A 17,943-nucleotide genomic window follows, 5' to 3' on the forward strand; every position below is an offset into this window, starting at 1 on the left:
ATGGCAAATATGATATTAACCGGCTCAGAAGGGTTTCTTGGCAAGATAATTAAAAACGTATACGAAGACGAATTGCTTACATTAAGCAGATCGAACGCTATGTTCAACATAGATATTTCACGTCCGTTTAGCTTCGACCGAGAAATTTGTGTTGATTGGGTGTTTCATGCAGCTGGAATGGCCCACCTTATCCCTCAAACTAATGCCGAAGAGCAAGCCTTCTATGCAACGAATTTACAAGGCACACAACATCTTTGTCAAGCGTTGGATTCATTAGAACGCCTGCCAAGTAGCTTCTTCTTTATCAGTACCGTTGCCGTTTATGGAGAGGAATCAGGAGAAAATATAGATGAAAACTTCCCACTAAATGGGAAGTCGCCCTATGCCCGAAGCAAAATCCTAGCGGAAAACTTTATTCAGGCATGGTGCAAAGAAAGAAGCATTACTTGCAGTATTCTGCGCTTACCACTTTTAGCGGGCGCGAAGCCTCCTGGAAATTTAGGAGCAATGGTGAGTGGGATTAGAACGGGGAAATACTTAAGCATTGGACCAGCAGCCGCGCGGAAGAGCATTCTTTGGGCCGCTGATATCGCACAAGTATTGCCGAAGCTCGCCACCATAGGAGGCATTTATAATTTAAGCGATGGCTATCACCCTAGTTTCGCGGAACTGGAAACCGCAATTTCCGAAGCACTCAGTAAAAAAAAACCTAAAAAAATACCTTTATGGGCAGCTCGGTTGTTGGCGAGGGCAGGAGATCTAATTGGACCTAAGTTTCCGTTTAACTCTGTAAAACTCGACAAAATTACTTCCAGCCTTACCTTTGATGATCGTAAAGCCAGGCAATTGATAGGATGGAATCCGACGCCGGTTTTAAGCAAAATCCAAGAAATCATATGATTTATTTTTACCTTTTTTGTTTTTTATTTCTTGTAATATCAGGCTATTTTCGGCTTGCCGAACATTTTAATATTATTGATAAACCCAATCAGCGTAGCTCACATACCCTTATAACGATTAGAGGAGGAGGTGTCATCTTTTATTTTGCCGCTCTATTCTATTTCTTTTGGTCGGGTTATCGTTATCCATTTTTTTTTATCGGGCTCAGTCTCATGGCGTTCGTCAGCTTTCTAGATGATATTTATACGCTTTCAAACAAGCTCCGAATAGTTGTTCACCTGATTTCCGTAGCATTCCTGCTGCATCAGCTCGATTTCTTCCAACAAAGTTGGCCTCTCATCCTGGTTGCGGCATTCGTCATCATTGGCGTTATCAATGCATACAATTTTATGGATGGAATCAACGGCATCACGGCAGCGTATAGCTTTGTGATCATATGGCTGTTGTGGCTTGCGAATGAGCATTATGATTTTATCGATGATCAATTGTTATATTTTTTAGCCATCGGGAATTTAGTTTTCTTTTATTTTAATTTCAGAAATAAAGCAAAATGTTTTGCAGGCGATGTCGGTAGTGTCAGTATGTCCTTTATACTGATATATGCACTATTTTTGCTGATCATTAAAGCTGCAAATCCTATTTACCTTTTATTTTTAAGTGTTTATGGAATTGATGTTGTAACTACTATTGGTATTCGCCTATTAAAAAGGGAAAATATTTTTAAAGCACATCGTATGCATCTCTACCAATATTTGGGCAATGAAGCAGGTTTAAACAGGTTGATGATAGCCTTTTTTTACAGTTCTGTTCAGTTATTTATTGGGTTTTTTATTATTTGGATAGCAGGTTTTTCTGTTGTCCATCAACTCCTGTTTTCTGTTTTTCTGCTGCTGATACTAGCAAGCGGGTACGCCACTTTGCGGTGGTATGTTTATCGTAAGTATGTGCAACCAGGTATCAAGAATTAAAATATATCATAATTTTCTTAAATAAATAAAATTAAAGTACGCAAAATATTATCTTTGTGTTTGATTTGAGGCAAGATAGTTTAAATTGAACGATTTGGACAGAGGCAGGATACATCTTATCCCTGGAGACGGGGATAGTTCAGTGCTGGTTTTATAACTGCTTTCTAGAGTTTTTTGCAGAACGTGTAACAATTTAGAATTTAGTTTCGTTTAATAATTGGTTTAAATTTAGCAGGACTCAAATTGACAGTCTGCTTGACGACAGGAAACATTTTATCCGGTTAACTGTTTATTCTACAGGCTAATGTTTGAAAAGAATACGTTAAGTAATTGCCTATATTATTGAATAATATCTACCAAATGTCAAAAAATATTAATATCGTTCCTCGATGGATTATTTTTTTGCTTGACCTTGGATGCTCTGCAATAGCTTTGCTCGCAGCTTACCTCATTAAGCATGACTTTAATTTTTACAACCTAACACCTGGGCTCGTTGAAAAGGGATTGCCCATATATATCGCGATAAATGGAATAATATTCTTTATTTTTAAATTGCATGCCGGCATCATTCGTTATACCAGTTCCCAAGATTCGGTTCGAATCCTAGGCGCAATCATGGTTAGTCATACCTTGGTATACGCTATCAATCTTATCGGCGAATATTCTGGTTATGAAAGATTTATAACGGCTGCTACACTGGCTATTGCATCCTTGGTTAATTTCGTTCTGCTAATCGTTTACCGTGGTCTGGTGAAGTACTTCTTTATGTACATTAAGAACCTTAACCTGAAAAAAAGTAGAACACTTATTTTTGGAGCAGGAGAAATTGCAATTGCCGCAAAAAGAGCGTTCGACCATAATCGTTATGTCAATAAAGATATCGTTGGTTTTATCGAAGATAACAGGAAGCTGGCGGGTAAAGTAATTGATGGCGTACGCATCTACCATTCCGGTGAACTGAGACATTTTATAAAAAGCGGACGTATCGATGAAATTATTTTCTCTACCCATAACATTGAAGTAGAAAAGCGTACCCAAATTGTCGATCTATGTTTAGAATGTGGCGTCAAAGTACTTACCCTACCACCTCTTCGACAACTGATAAATGGGGAAATAAAGCCTATACAGATCAAGAAACTGAATATAGAAGATTTGCTAGAGCGCAAACCCATAGAAATCGATTTGCAGCTAATTGCCAATGAAATAACGGGCAAGCGTTTACTAATCACCGGTGCGGCCGGTTCTATTGGTAGCGAAATCGTTCATCAACTTTCCAACTTTTCGCCCGAGATGATCATCCTTTGCGATCAGGCAGAGAGCCCACTGCACGATCTGTACCTTGAGCTAAAAGACCGTTACACTAATCTAAGCTTCCATCCCTTTATTGGCGATGTGCGTAACGAAAGGCGTATGTCCTTGCTTTTTGAGATGTTTAAACCTCATTTCGTCTATCATGCCGCCGCCTATAAACATGTGCCGATGATGGAAAACAATCCACTTGAGGCCGTGCATACCAATGTGTGGGGCACTAAGGTCATTGCGGATCTGGCGGTGGCTCATGGCGTAGAGAAATTTGTGATGGTGTCTACCGATAAGGCGGTGAATCCAACCAACGTAATGGGCGCGTCCAAACGTATTGCTGAGATCTATGTACAGAGCTTGTTCCATCACTTATTAGACCAACGAAAAGCAAATCCGACACGTTTTATCACCACGCGATTTGGCAATGTACTGGGTTCAAATGGCTCTGTTATTCCTCGCTTCCGTGCCCAGATAGAACATGGGGGCCCCATTACAGTTACTCACCCGGAAATTACGCGTTATTTCATGACCATCCCGGAGGCCTGTCGTCTGGTATTAGAAGCGGGTGCTATGGGTAACGGTGGCGAAATTTATGTGTTTGATATGGGGCAATCCGTTAAGATTGTCGATCTGGCCAAAAAAATGATCCGCCTTTCCGGGCTTACACCCGAAAAAGATATCCAAATCATTTATTCCGGGCTTCGTCCGGGAGAAAAATTGTATGAAGAATTACTGAACGATCAAGAGAATACGCTACCAACCCATCACGAAAAAGTGATGATTGCTAAAGTCCGGCTGTACAATTTTCAGGACGTTTCTAAGCAAATCAACGACCTGATCGCATCACTTGCCCAGCAGAATGATCATGCGGTTGTACTCAAAATGAAGCAGATTGTACCTGAATTTAAGAGTAAAAACTCAATTTACGAAGAATTGGACCGACCTTTGCTGGTAAACGGTGTCGAAAAGTAACGAATTTTCATATTTGTTTCGCATTTTTTACACAATTTTGCAGCAAAGAGCCCTTTTATGGCCCAAAAATTTACATATTTATTTGTACTGTTATTCAGTACGAGCTTTCTTTATAGCCAAACCATTCCGGTAGGCAGCAACGGTTTAGACGATTATTATCGTAGAGAACAGCTGTTGGGAAGATTGGATTCCACCTTATCTTTTTCTATTCGTCCCCTGAGCCAAGAAGTCCTAAAAAGGGAGAATATATTCGACCCGACAAACGATTTCAATAAAGGCCATAGCATACTTTGGCAAGATGCAGGTAAAGGAAAAGTACAGTTGTTGCCACTAACTTGGCAAAACCAATATACCAGCAATTATCCCTATGGGTGGAATGATGGTGCCATGGTGCCCACTGCTGGTTATCAAAGTTACCTTAGCGCAGGCATTTATGCCAGTTACAAATTTGTTAGCATCCAGTTGCAGCCGGAATGGGTATATGCACAGAACAAGCGTTATCTAGGCTTTCAACATGATGATCCGCAAGCTTGGCGTCGCTTTTATAACCTAATGGGTAACCGGACTGACTTGCCTACCTATTTTGGCGAAGGATCCTATAGTAAGGCTTTTTTGGGGCAAAGTAGTATCCGACTCAACTTCCATCCCATCAGCGTAGGATTGTCAACTGAAAATATTTGGTGGGGTCCGGGTCGGCGCAATGCCCTATTAATGACAAATACCGCTCCCGGTTTTCCACACCTCACCCTAAATACAACGCGTCCCATCCGTACGGCCGTTGGTTCTATTGAAGGTCAGTTTGTAAGTGGCTATACAAAAGCCTCCGGTTTTCTGCCTTTTGAGCAGGATGCCAGCTATAACCGATTTTATCGGATCAAAGATGATCTTAGCAAGCGCTACTTTCAAGGTGCTGTTTTAAGTTACCAACCCAAGTGGTTACCCGGGCTCAGCTTGGGCCTTTCCCGTAGTGTTATTGTAAATGAAAAAGACATGGGAAATGGCTTTAAAGATTACTTTCCACTTTTTAACAGCCTGAGTAAGTCTGGTACGCTCGATCCGGAAACGGGAGAGGTGTTGGCCGATCAGCGTTTTGACGACGAGTACTTTTCGGTATTTGGTCGCTGGGTCATCCCCGAAGCCCTTGCCGAAGTGTATGGCGAATACGGTCGTACCGATGCTTCATGGGATTTTCGCGATCTCTTGGTACAGCTTGAACATACACGGGCATATGTAATCGGCTTCCGGAAGCTGGTCGACTTACAGAAAAGTACAGGTGATCTCTTGCAGCTAGGGATGGAGTTCACCCAGATGGAAACACCCAAAACTGCGACGTTAAGGGAAAGCTTAGCCTGGTACACCCATTCACGAGTTCGGGAAGGATATACTAATTTAGGCCAAGTACTTGGCGCAGGTGTAGGCCCTGGAAGCAATGTGCAAAGCCTTGATGTCAGCTGGATCCGCGGCATGAAACAGCTGGGCATCAGCTTCGAGCGCTTGGTGCACAATAACGATTTATATTATGAATCCTATAAGGGAATTGAGTTCTGGGACTTTCAGGATCCACGTCAAAACTGGGTCGATTTGAGTGTGGCTCTTCAAGGCATGTGGAACTATAAGCACTTTATATTTAACGGAAAATTGCAGGTAACCAAAGCCTACAACTATCAATATGCTTTGAAAGAAAATGAAAATCCCGATCTGTTCTGGGATTTCGAGCCAAAGGACTGGAGTAATGTGCAATTACAACTGGGAGCATCGTATCGTTTTTAAGCTAGTAGAAAATGAATATGTGTCAACTTCACCATAAAAACCTCGTTCTTATCCTTGTCCTTTGCCTGGCAGCTTGCAGCACCCTCATCGGACAGGTTCTACCCGTGGGTATGCCCGCACTCGAAGAGCGCTACAGAAGAGAGCAGCTATTGGGCCGTTTGGATTCAACGCTTTCGTTCTCTATTCGTCCTTTAAGCCAAGATGTTCTAATGCGTGGTAATATCTACGACCCTGATTCATCGTTAACTAGCAGCCGGAGTATCTTACACCGTTTTGGTGACGATGGACTGGTGCAGCTTATGCCGGTCGTATGGCAAAACCAATATACCAGTGCTTATCCCTATGGCTGGAATGATGGGGCTATGATACCCGCACGCGGATGGCAAACGTATCTCAGCGCCGGTATTTATGCTAAATATAAATTTATCAGCGTTCAGTTTCGACCCGAACTCGTTTCGGCACAAAACAAAGCTTATTTGGGCTTCGACGGGAAAACTGAGCCCTCTTGGCAAGTGTGGTATCAATGGGCCAATAACATAGATATGCCAGAGCGCTTTGGAGATGGTTCTTATACCAAAGCTTTTTGGGGTCAAAGTCATGTACGCCTTAATTTTGATCCCGTTTCAGTTGGGTTATCTACCGAGAATATATGGTGGGGACCTGGTAGACGCAACGCCTTGTTAATGAGTAATACGGCGCCGGGATTTGCCCATTTAACCTTAAATACCACTCGGCCGATACATACACCTATCGGTTCATTCGAGGGACAGCTCATTGCCGGCCGTCTGGCTAATTCCGGCTACCCTCCAACTCCTTTAGGTAATCCCGATCATTACGACAAATATTACGAGCCTAAACGGGATGATTGGCGATACTTGTCGGGTATTATTCTTTCTTACCAACCTAAGTGGATACCAGGTTTATCTTTCGGTTTAACTAGAAGCTTCGTGCGTTATCACAACGACGGAGGTAGTTCGCTTAATAATATTTTCCCACTTTTGGGTTCCGGATCTGACTATCGGGATATGGAAAATCCCGATCGGCCGGCGAACGCAGAGGAAGAGAAAATGCGCGATCAGTACAGCTCCGTTTTTGGCCGTTGGGCTTTTCCAAAAGGAAAAGCGGAAATTTATGCGGAGTACGGCCGTACCGATCCTCCTTGGAACACGCGTGATTTAGTGGTGCAGCTGGAGCACTCCAGAGCCTATGTCATCGGCTTCACCAAGCTCGTACCCCTAAAAGGGCCAAAGCATGACCTTTTGCAATTTAATCTCGAATTTACCCAGTTAGAGCGTTCGCGTACAGCTCAGGTGCGCACAAGCCCCACTTGGTATGTCAGCAATATTGTACAGCACGGATACACCCATCAAGGACAGGTGCTGGGTGCGGGCATTGGCCCCGGAAGCAATTTGCAATCCTTCAGTGTTGATTGGGTACGTGGGATGAAACAAATAGGTTTGCAGTTAGAACGTTTAGTACACAATAATGATTTTTATTACGACGCAAGTGGCGATATCCGTCGTAATTGGGTAGATGTCGGAGCTTCAATAAACGGCGTCTGGGACTATAAACAATTTATTTTTACCGGTAATCTGGCTTTTATGCACGCTTATAATTACCAGTATGAAATCGGCGAGAATACTTTCGAGAAGAATGAATTTTGGAACTTTGAACGCCGGGATAAAAACAATGTGCAGCTTCGTCTGGGGGTTATGTATCGCTTTTGATCTACCCAAACGAAGAGTGAATCAATTATAATAAACGATAAGCTGAAAAAATAGCTAGAAACGGGGATTTTGCAATTAACCAATTTTTCACACTTTTGTGTGTAAACAAAATCAGCTTATCGCTATACCTTATGTTATTATGATGCCAAAAAGTGAAAATGCATTTTACTTTATGCGACTGTTTGCCGATTTATTGATGGTGAGTGTGTCCTTCAGTATCGCGGCCTATTTTTCCGATAGCCTCGTGGCTAACTATTCGTTGGATTTCAGCTTTCTGGGTTATCAACTGACGGTTTGGTACTTCTCCGCACGATCGTATAATCTATATGTTAACCATGCGCAAGGATTACACATTCGAGAAATCCTCAATATACTAAACTGTATTGCCATTCAGGCAATAGCCGCTATATTGTTCATTTTCGTGATTAAGAATCTGTTGTATTCGCGTGTTTTCGTTGCATTGTATGGGGCAACGCTGGCGTTGCTATTACCTCTTACCCGCTTATTGGTAAAGCAAGTATTCAGCTATTTTTATGGCCGCGGTCTTTTTTGTAAACGGGCCATTGTCATTGGTGACGGAGTGACGGGGCGTCGTTTCTTTCGTTATATACAACAGAACAAGTTTTTTGGCTATGATATGGTTAAGTACATTAATGGCAAAATGATTATCCGGGCAAACGGTTCGGCCGTTGCAAAGATCAACAATATTGCCATTGGTAATGGAGATATTGGGCAAATTGACGAAGTATTTGTTGTAGAGGCCGACAGCGGTGAATACGATGTCAATACAATTACCGATATCCTTACCGGTTATGCGGCCCGTTTGCGGGTTGTGCCTAAAATCAATGACATGCTAGCCAAAGGAGCTCCCCGTCGTATTACGATGCTTGGCGGTTTTCCGTTAGTAAGCGTGCGGCGAGAACCATTAGAAGATGCTTATAACCAGGCTTTCAAACGGGTATTCGACATGTTCTTCAGCCTATTTATTCTTATTTTCGTTTGTAGTTGGCTTTTCCCGTTAATTGCATTGGCCATCAAACTAAGTTCCAAAGGACCGGTATTCTTCAAACAAGAGCGCTGGGGCCGTCGTAATAAGCCCTTTGTCTGTTACAAATTTCGTTCTATGTACACCCATTTAAGTGATACCGATGCAAGCGGAACCTTTAAGCAAGCCACTAAAGGAGATGCACGTATTACTCCGATCGGTCGTATTTTGCGCAAAACTAACCTTGATGAGTTTCCGCAGTTTTTTAATGTGTTGTTAGGACATATGAGTATTGTTGGCCCTCGTCCCCATGCCTCGCTCATGAATTTGGAGTCGGTAGAGCGAATCAATCGTTACCTCACCCGGCATATGGCTAAACCCGGCATTACGGGTTGGGCGCAAGTGAATGGCCTTCGGGGCGAATCAAGTGATCGTGCCCTATTAGAGGCGCGGGTTGCCTACGATGTATGGTATATTGAAAATTGGTCTTTCTGGCTGGATATACGCATTATTTTCTTAACCGCCTTTAATATGTTTGTAGGCGATAAGCATGCCTATTAACGGAAAGCTGTCAACTAGCAGCCTTCAACTTTAATATTCTAGGGACTTTGTCGTAGCACCGGCACCACTTAAAGCGCAATACTTATAATGTAGAACTTGCTAACAACTCTGAGTTTTTTATCGGATTATTAGCCAATACACGAAGTAGTTTGCGCGTACCTTTAAAAGATTTAACTAATTGGAGTCCTTCATTTGAAGCGATTCCCGTACCAAAGAAACTCACAAGACCGTCTGTTAGTAGTTTCTCTGCCAGACGTTTTCCCGTTGTGCCTTGATGCCCTGTTAAAGAGAGGAGATTTGTATGTAGCAAACAGCCTCTGTCTATTAACCTTTTTGCATTTCGATAGTTATCCTGTAGGCAAGTATAACGGTCGGCTTGGGTTAGAATTGGTAGATAACCTTGCAGTTCTAGCCTAAAAATCACATCTTCTAATTCACCTCCAGCGCATTGTCTGTTAGTTTCAATAAAGACGTAGGTTTGAGATTGTTTCGTCTTTTGAATATTAGGTATTTCGGAAGCAGCGTCCTTTTTTATGCCAACCAACGGAACGACATGTAAAGGGAGCGGTAAATTCGGCGATCGTATTGATTCCACATTCATATTGTGTGCCACATTCAATATGGCTTCGAACCCGGCTTGCTGTTGTGTTTTGCCTAGTTCCACTAACCAGTTATCGTTGGTTTTATCTGCGTACAAATCAAAACAGATGTCCAGCTTCAATAAACTACCTAAGGTATCAGGTGTATTCGCGCGTAAAAAAGAGAGCATGTTGCGTAAAGTCTAGGGCGTTATAGATGCCAGCTCTAATTTAGATAAATCAGCCAATTTTTCTCATAATCACACATGTTTATGTGTTGAAATGCACATAAATGTGTATAAACGTGTGTAGTATGCGTACAGCGTATCGTGTAGTTAGTTGCTGGTTGCGCATTGCGAGCGGCCTAGGACAATCCTTACTTAAAACGTATGGCTTATAACTAGCTAATAACTGAAATCATGCTACCCCCAGGGCATAACGTAGATCATTATAAAACGTACGACCAATTGGTATCTTCGTTTGGTCACTTAGGTTCAGCTCCATTTGATTATACGAAACGATGTGTTTGCGGTTTACTAAATAAGATTTATGAACACGTACAAAGGTGTGTGACAACGGCAATTTTGCCTCAAACTCCTTTAAATTTTTACGTAAGGCAATACGCTTTGTCTGTATCTGAAGCTCTACGTAATTGCCATTCGCCTTTACAAAGATGATTTCCTTCAGCGCCACGCGTTGTTTTCCTTTTCCCATCGGGATGAAGAGGCTAGAAGTTAGGGGGTGATGTTTCACGTGACTCGCTGCCATTTCAATAGCGGCAAAAAGGTCATGTTTAGTAAAAGGCTTAATGAGGTAACCGTAGGGCCGGGTTTCTTTGGCAGCTGTTATATAATTGCTGTCGGCATGCGAAGTGATAAAAATGAAAGGTATCCTTAATTCCTGAAGCGTATTGGCGATATCAAGTCCGCTTTTGCTACCCTTTAAAGTAATATCCAATAAAAATAAATCCGGTTTCTGTTCCGTTGCTATTTTAATTGCTTCCTCATATGAAGAGGCAATCTCACAGGGTTCGTACCCAAACTCGAGGATAAAGTCATAGATATCTCCGGCAATGATCATTTCATCCTCCACAATGGCAATTCGTAAATGTTGCATTTAAATGTCTTTAAAAGTAATTGTTATAAAAGAAGAGTTTTGATAAGGTAAATCAATGGTGCCTTTCAGCTGTCGGGTCAAGTCTCGTATTAAACGTAAGCCCATTGTTTTTCCCTTGGTTATGTCCAGATCTTGCGGAAAACCCTTTCCATTATCTGTGTAAGATAGCTTATATTCTTTTTCATCCACGGCATACAAATTAATAGCTATATAAATGAGCGGTTCGTTGGGCCGGGCATATTTAAGCGAATTGGTAAACAGCTCAGTAACAATAAGCCCCAACGGAACAGCCGTATCCGTATTCAGGTAGATCGCCGGTTCAATATCAATTTTAGCAATCACGCTGTAATCTGTTAGTCCATAGCTTTGCTCCAAGTACGTTGTAAGATTCGTCACATAAGTATCGATGTTAATGGCGCCAAGCTGGTCGCGTCCATATAGCTCTTGGTGTACCAGTAGCATCGAATAAAGTCTGCTGGCACTTTCGCGCAACGCATCAATTGCCTCCCGATTGTCGGTAGTTCGTATTTGCAGATTTAGGAGCGAGGCGGCAAGTTGTAAATTATTTTTTACACGATGATGGATTTCACGTAATAGGAGCTCATTCTGCTCATTCGTACGTTTAAGCTGATTGTACTGGCGATCAATCTTTTTATTCTTATTTGCCAGTTCAATTGCGTGCCGCCTTTTATCTCTAAAACGTATGTAGTTTATAAAGCCCAATGCCATAAACAATAACAATATAAGAGTAATTACCACTTTCTGTTGAGTTGTAACTCCCTCATGCCTGTACTCTTGTAGCAACAACTGTTCCTGTTTGTCACCTTCTGTTATTATGCTTTCATGCCGTGTTGCTACAATATTCAGGCCTGTCGATACAAACAGATACCACCTTTCTGTTATAGGTGTGTTCTCGAGGAATGTCTTTTTGTCGAAAAAAGAATGTTCAAGCTCGGTGGTGATCCGGTCCTGAGCAAACGTTTTCGTCGAGGAGACATAAAAGTAAAAAAAAATAAGTAACCACCAAGAGACTAACTGCTGCATTGCTATTCAACTAATGAATTCTGGATACCCACATGGCAGCCATGTTCTTATTGTGTAGGCTAATTTACATTTTTGCACGTAAAAATTTTGTGATTGTATAAAAAAATAAAGCTATTTAATAGGTAGTTAACTTGATAGGTAAATCAGAAGGGCGTTAATCGAATAAAACGCGGTCATTTCAATAAGTATTGCTTTTTTTGAAAATTTTTCTTTTATTTGCCATAAAATGCTATGTTATTTAAAAAGAGCGAATGGAATATTAACAAAATTTTAATTCGATCTTTTAAAAATATACGGTTTTCGGTATACTTTTTGTTTAGAGTGGGCGTCTCTCCTCGACTTGACCTTTAGCTTAGATCGACACAAGCTATGTGAAAAAATGTTGATTAGATATGATTAAATATGAACATAAGTAACCGTACTTTTTTCTATTTTACACATGTGGTAGCAGATATGTGTATATTGGTGCTTTCATTTTTTATTGGGCTTTTTATCAGCGATCGGGATGCCATTTCGCATCTTGGATTGTATGATGCCGGGTTTTTGTTATTTCTGCTTTGCGGCTGGTATTTTACGGCGCGGTCTAATCGTTTATATGACGATAAAGTGCAGGAAAATCAAATGCGTGAGCTCTTCAAAACCATCAACACCATTATCTGGCAGGTAATGCTGGCGGTACTCTTCATATTTGTAATCAAAGAAAAAGAGTATTCCCGCACCTTCGTTATGGTTTACGGTTTATCGATGGGCTTTTTGGTGCCGTTAAGTAAGATTACCCTCAAGCGAATCTATCTAGCCTTATATCGTCATGGTTATTTGCGTAAGAGGGCCTTGGTTATAGGTGGAGGAGAGAATGGGCAATTGTTCTGTAAATACCTGCGCGAAAACAAGTATTACGGTTATGAGCTGGTTCGATACATTAACGGATCGCTTACCCTATCGCAAAACGGAACTAGAGATTACAATAACCGTACCTTACTGATCGGTAATAGCCCTTTAGAGAACATTAATGACATTGATGAAGTGTTCATTACCGAAGAAACTGACGGGCATCTTAATGCCCGCGAAATCGCAACGGTATTAAGTGCCTATGCCGTGCGTTTGCGTATTATTCCAAGTATGTTCAATATGAGCAGCTCGGGCATGTACAGCTTTAGTATGATGGGTGGTTTTCCGTTACTCAGCGTGCGTAATGAGCCATTAGAAGATGTGTACAATCGGGCAGCCAAGCGTGCGTTCGACATCATATTTAGTTTATTCGTACTTGTTTTTGTATGTTCGTGGCTTTTTCCAATCATTGCGTTGCTTATCAAAATCGGGTCGCCGGGCCCGGTATTTTATAAACAGGAACGCTGGGGAAAACGCAACCGTCCCTTTTTATGTTACAAATTCCGGTCGATGTATGTAAAGGCACCCGATACCAATAACGACGGAAAGTTCCAACAAGCGCAAAAAGACGATCCCCGTATTACACCGATCGGTAGGTTCCTTAGGAAAAGCAGTCTGGACGAGTTCCCGCAATTTCTAAACGTACTTTCCGGAGAAATGAGTGTCGTTGGCCCACGTCCGCATGCTTCATTAATGAATATTGAGTCAACACATGTCGTCAAAAACTACCTGGTGCGCCATCAAGCCAAACCCGGTATTACCGGTTGGGCGCAGGTGAATGGCCTACGGGGTGAGTCGGCAGATCCCAATTTATTGAAAGCTCGTATTCAGCACGATATATGGTATATTGAGCATTGGACATTCCTGCTCGATTTAAAGATTATCTTTCTTACCTTTTGGCGGATGGTAATCGGCGATAAACAAGCCTATTAGGAAGAGTACTCATACCGATCATTAACGCCAAGACCTTCTTTAGTTGTAAGTTGTTACTTAAAACGTACGACTTACAACTTAAAACATCTTGGTCTCGAAAACCTAAATCCTTAAAACCTCATAAAAAGGAACTATCTTTGCAGCTGTAAAATGAAAATTCAGCATTGAGCCATCGGTTTTCAGCTTAATAGAAATATTAAAGCTACTCTCAGATGGCTGACAGTTAAGTTATACCACATTACTTACAACTTAACACTTATTACTTAAAAAGAAGATGTTCAGTATTTTTAAATCAAAAAAAAAGCAAGTAACCGATATCTCATGGGTACGTACTGATATTCATTCGCATTTGTTGCCTGGCATCGATGATGGTGTAAAAGACGTAGAAACGAGTATAAAATTTATCACAGCGCTCATTGATTTAGGTTACGAACAATTTATAGTAACGCCCCATATTTATGACGAGGTGCATCCCAATACACCCGCAAGTATAAACGCGGCCCACCAGCAACTCTATGCCGTCATGGAGCAACGCGGTTTGGCGGATCTTTATTTGCACTCGGCTGCTGAATACATGTTAGGCGAGCAATTTTCGTCACTATTAACGGCGGGCGATATGAAAGTCTATCCAGACCAGCATTTGCTAATCGAGATGCCTTATATCGCCGAGCCTATGCAGTTAGAACAGACAATCTTTGAGATAGGCGTAAAAGGATATAAACCCATCATGGCCCATCCCGAGCGCTATGTTTTCTATTTTAACAATCCACAAGCCTATCATCGTTTAAAAGAGATGGGTTGTTTACTGCAATTAAACCTCTTATCTCCCACAGGCTATTATGGTAGAGAAGTAGCCAAAGCAGCGTCTTACATGATAAAAAATGGGCTATACGATTTAGTAGGAACCGATTTGCATCATGAACGTCATTTAGCCAAACTGACTAAATACATTAAAAGCGGTGACGCATACCGCGAGTTAGGCCATTTAGGATTAAAGAATAAAGAACTCTTTTAGGTAACGCTTACTAATTTGGAAGGTACCGGGCTTCTGCATACGGGGGCTGGGACACCGCGGCGGGCAAAAATCGAAGGAAAAACCATCATAAACCCTAAAATGCAGCCTCCAAAGTTTTTGTCAGGCACAGGCTACGTAACGGTAGATACGATGAAAAAAACTTTGCAGCTGCGAGTTTTCTTTGTTACTTTCTTTTGAGGTAAAAGAAAGTAAAGTTCCTACCTGCACATTCCCCTCACCTCCTACACGTTCATTTTGCGGCCTTCAAATAAATTTCACGCTCGTAGGGCCAGCCAGACAGGGCAGGGGTCCTGCATACGGAAACCGGGACACCGTGGCGGGCAAAAATCGAAGCGAAAAACCATCATAAACCCTAAAATGCAGCCTCCAAAGTTTTTGTCAGGCACAGGCTACGTAACGGTAGATACGGTGAAAAAAACTTTGCAGCTGCGAGTTTTCTTTGTTACTTTCTTTTGAGGTAAAAGAAAGTAAAATTCCTACCTACACATTCCCCTCACCTCGTACACGTTCAAACAAACTGCACCACCATAGGGCCCGGACGATCCAAATGAAGCTTCCGTATGAGAAACAAAAGCTGAAACGGGCAATAAATCGAAGGGAAAAACCATCATAAACCCTAAAATGCAGCCTCCAAAGTTTTTGGTATGCAGCGGCTAAGTAACGGTAGATGCGATGAAAAAAACTTTGCAGCTGCGAGTTTTCTTTGTTACTTTCTTTTGAGGAAAAAGAAAGTAAAATTTCCTTCCTACACATTTCCCCTCACTTCGTACACGTTCATTTTTGCGGCCTTCAATAGATTTCACATTCGCAGAAAGTCGGACAAACGGTACAGGCTTCTGCATACGGGGACCGGGACGCCGTGGCGGGCAAAATCGAAGGAAAAACCATCATAAGCCTTAAAATGCAGCCTCCAAAGTTTTTGGCAGGCACAGGCTACGTAACGGTAGATGCGATGAAAAAAACTTTGCAGCCGCGAGTTTTCTTTGTTACTTTCTTTTGAGGTAAAAGAAAGTAAAGTTCCTTCCTACACATTCCCCTCACTTCGTACACGTTCATTTTGCGGCCTTCAAATAAATTTCACACTCGTAGGGTCAGCCAGGCAGGGCAGGGCTTCTGCATACGGAAACCGGGACGCCATGGCGGGCAAAAATCGAAGGAAAAACTATCATAAGCCTTAAAATGCAGCCTCCAAAGTTTTTGGCAGGCACAGGCTACGTAACGGTAGATACGATGAAAAAAACTTTGCAGCTGCGAGTTTTCTTTGTTACTTTCTTTTGAGGTAAAAGAAAGTAAAGTTCCTTCCTACACATTTCCCCTCACTTCATGCACGTTCAAACAAACTGCACCACCATAGGGCCCGGACGATCCAAATGAAGCTTCCGTATGAGAAACAAAAGCTGAAACGGGCAAAAATCGAAGGGAAAAACCATCATAAACCCTAAAATGCAGCCTCCAAAGTTTTTGTCAGGCACAGGCTACGTAACGGTAGATACGATGAAAAAAACTTTGCAGCTGCGAGTTTTCTTTGTTACTTTCTTTTGAGGTAAAAGAAAGTAAAGTTCCTACCTACACATCCCCCTCACTTCGTACACGTTCATTTTGCGGCCTTCAAATAAATTTCACGCTCGTAGGGTCAGCCAGGCAGGGCTTCTGCATACGGGGACCGGGACGCCGTGGCGGGCAAAAGTCGAAGGAAAAGCCATCATAAGCCTTAAAATGCAGCCTCCAAAGTTTTTGGTATGCAGCGGTTAAGTAACGGTAGATGCGATGAAAAAAACTTTGCAGCTGCGAGTTTTCTTTGTTACTTTCTTTTGAGGTAAAAGAAAGTAAAATTCCTACCTACACATTTCCCCTCATTTCATACACGTTCATTTTTGCGGCCTTCAATAGATTTCACATTCGAAGAAAGTCGGACAAACGGTACGGGCTTCTGCATACGGGGACCGGGACGCCGTGGCGGGCAAAAGTCGAAGGAAAAGCCATCATAAGCCTTAAAATGCAGCCTCCAAAGTTTTTGGTATGCAGCGGTTAAGTAACGGTAGATGCGATGAAAAAAACTTTGCAGCTGCGAGTTTTCTTTGTTACTTTCTTTTGAGGTAAAAGAAAGTAAAAATTCCTTCCTACACATTTTCCCTCACTTCGTACACGTTCATTTTTGCGGCCTTCAATAGATTTCACATTCGCAGAAAGTCGGACAAACGGTACAGGCTTCTGCATACGGGGACCGGGACGCCGTGGCGGGCAAAAGTCGAAGGAAAAGCCATCATAAGCCTTAAAATGCAGCCTCCAAAGTTTTTGGTATGCAGCGGTTAAGTAACGGTAGATGCGATGAAAAAAACTTTGCAGCTGGGAGTTTTCTTTGTTACTTTCTTTTGAGGTAAAAGAAAGTAAAAATTCCTTCCTATACATTTCCCCTCATTTCATACACGTTCATTTTTGCGGCCTTCAATAGATTTCACATTCGCAGAAAGTCGGACAAACGGTACGGGCTTCTGCATACGGAAACCGGGACACCGTGGCGGGCAATAAATCGAAGGGAAAAACCATCATAAACCCTAAAATGCAGCCTCCAAAGTTTTTGGTATGCAGCGGCTACGTAACGGTAGATGCGATGAAAAAAACTTTGCAGCTGCGAGTTTTCTTTGTTACTTTCTTTTGAGGTAAAAGAAAGTAAAGTTCCTACCTACACATTTCCCCTCACTTCATACACGTTCAAACAAACTGCACCACCATAGGGCCCGGACGATCCAAATGAAGCTTCCGTATGAGAAACAAAAGCTGAAACGGGCAATAAATCGAAGGAAAAACCATCATAAACCCTAAAATGCAGCCTCCAAAGTTTTTGGCAGGCAGCGGCTAAGTAACTGTAGATGCGATGAAAAAAACTTTGCAGCTGCGAGTTTTCTTTGTTACTTTCTTTTGAGGTAAAAGAAAGTAAAAATTCCTTCCTACACATTTCCCCTCACTTCATGCACGTTCAAACAAACTGCACCACCATAGGGCCCGGACGATCCAAATGAAGCTTCCGTATGAGAAACAAAAGCTGAAACGGGCAAAAATCGAAGGGAAAAACCATCATAAACCCTAAAATGCAGCCTCCAAAGTTTTTGTCAGGCACAAGCTACGTAACGGTAGATACGATGAAAAAAACTTTGCAGCTGCG

At 42.0% G+C, this 17,943-nt stretch carries 12 protein-coding genes; 8 read left to right on the top strand and 4 right to left on the bottom strand.

The genetic code is table 11. From position 1 onward, the window contains the following. The 6 genes from ACH11B_RS09355 (at position 1) to ACH11B_RS09380 (ending at position 9,185) form a co-directional block, all read left to right on the top strand. Positions 1 to 900: an NAD-dependent epimerase/dehydratase family protein gene (locus tag ACH11B_RS09355; protein ID WP_377613334.1), complete on the top strand. Its 900-nt coding sequence runs from the start codon at positions 1 to 3 to the stop codon at positions 898 to 900. Next, positions 897 to 1,868: a UDP-GlcNAc--UDP-phosphate GlcNAc-1-phosphate transferase gene (locus ACH11B_RS09360; RefSeq protein WP_377613335.1), complete on the top strand. Its 972-nt coding sequence runs from the start codon at positions 897 to 899 to the stop codon at positions 1,866 to 1,868. The genes ACH11B_RS09355 and ACH11B_RS09360 overlap by 4 nt, the downstream gene beginning before the upstream one ends. A 360-nt stretch (positions 1,869 to 2,228) precedes the next feature. Then, positions 2,229 to 4,142 (top strand): polysaccharide biosynthesis protein, encoded by a 1,914-nt coding sequence (locus tag ACH11B_RS09365; RefSeq protein ID WP_377613336.1) that lies wholly within the window; start codon positions 2,229 to 2,231, stop codon positions 4,140 to 4,142. Between the two features lie 57 nt (positions 4,143 to 4,199). Then, a complete protein-coding gene (locus ACH11B_RS09370) occupies positions 4,200 to 5,912 on the top strand; it encodes a capsule assembly Wzi family protein (protein ID WP_377613337.1) in 1,713 nt (570 codons plus the stop codon). Between the two features lie 11 nt (positions 5,913 to 5,923). Next, the gene (locus tag ACH11B_RS09375) at positions 5,924 to 7,639 is read left to right on the top strand and encodes a capsule assembly Wzi family protein (RefSeq protein WP_377613338.1); all 1,716 of its coding nucleotides are present in this window, start codon (positions 5,924 to 5,926) and stop codon (positions 7,637 to 7,639) included. 139 nt (positions 7,640 to 7,778) lie between these two features. Then, positions 7,779 to 9,185 (top strand): exopolysaccharide biosynthesis polyprenyl glycosylphosphotransferase, encoded by a 1,407-nt coding sequence (locus tag ACH11B_RS09380; protein WP_377613339.1) that lies wholly within the window; start codon positions 7,779 to 7,781, stop codon positions 9,183 to 9,185. 82 nt (positions 9,186 to 9,267) lie between these two features. Here the strand turns inward: ACH11B_RS09380 and ACH11B_RS09385 are convergent, their stop codons facing one another. From ACH11B_RS09385 to ACH11B_RS09395, 3 genes are all read right to left on the bottom strand, one after another. Then, entirely contained in the window at positions 9,268 to 9,954 is a 687-nt protein-coding gene (locus ACH11B_RS09385) for a CpsB/CapC family capsule biosynthesis tyrosine phosphatase (RefSeq protein WP_377613340.1), read from the bottom strand. A gap of 226 nt (positions 9,955 to 10,180) precedes the next feature. Continuing rightward, positions 10,181 to 10,879 carry a LytR/AlgR family response regulator transcription factor gene (locus tag ACH11B_RS09390; protein ID WP_377613341.1) on the bottom strand — a complete coding sequence of 233 codons (699 nt, stop codon included), beginning with the start codon at positions 10,877 to 10,879 and terminating at the stop codon, positions 10,181 to 10,183. Further along, positions 10,880 to 11,923: a sensor histidine kinase gene (locus ACH11B_RS09395; RefSeq protein ID WP_377613342.1), complete on the bottom strand. Its 1,044-nt coding sequence runs from the start codon at positions 11,921 to 11,923 to the stop codon at positions 10,880 to 10,882. A gap of 402 nt (positions 11,924 to 12,325) precedes the next feature. Between ACH11B_RS09395 and ACH11B_RS09400 the strand changes: the two genes are divergently transcribed. Together ACH11B_RS09400 and ACH11B_RS09405 are read left to right on the top strand one after the other, a co-directional pair. After that, a complete protein-coding gene (locus ACH11B_RS09400) occupies positions 12,326 to 13,744 on the top strand; it encodes an exopolysaccharide biosynthesis polyprenyl glycosylphosphotransferase (RefSeq protein WP_377613343.1) in 1,419 nt (472 codons plus the stop codon). A 274-nt stretch (positions 13,745 to 14,018) separates the two neighbouring features. Continuing rightward, the gene (locus ACH11B_RS09405) at positions 14,019 to 14,759 is read left to right on the top strand and encodes a tyrosine-protein phosphatase (RefSeq protein ID WP_377613344.1); all 741 of its coding nucleotides are present in this window, start codon (positions 14,019 to 14,021) and stop codon (positions 14,757 to 14,759) included. Positions 14,760 to 17,463: 2,704 nt separating this feature from the next. Here ACH11B_RS09405 and ACH11B_RS09410 read toward each other — a convergent pair. Beyond that, positions 17,464 to 17,736, bottom strand: coding sequence for a hypothetical protein (locus ACH11B_RS09410; RefSeq protein WP_377613345.1), 273 nt, complete (start codon positions 17,734 to 17,736; stop codon positions 17,464 to 17,466). Between the last annotated feature and the right edge of the window lie 207 nt (positions 17,737 to 17,943).

It is taken from the genome of Olivibacter sp. EAT-5 (assembly GCF_044784325.1).
Taxonomy (GTDB): Bacteria; Bacteroidota; Bacteroidia; order Sphingobacteriales; family Sphingobacteriaceae; genus Olivibacter; species Olivibacter oleidegradans.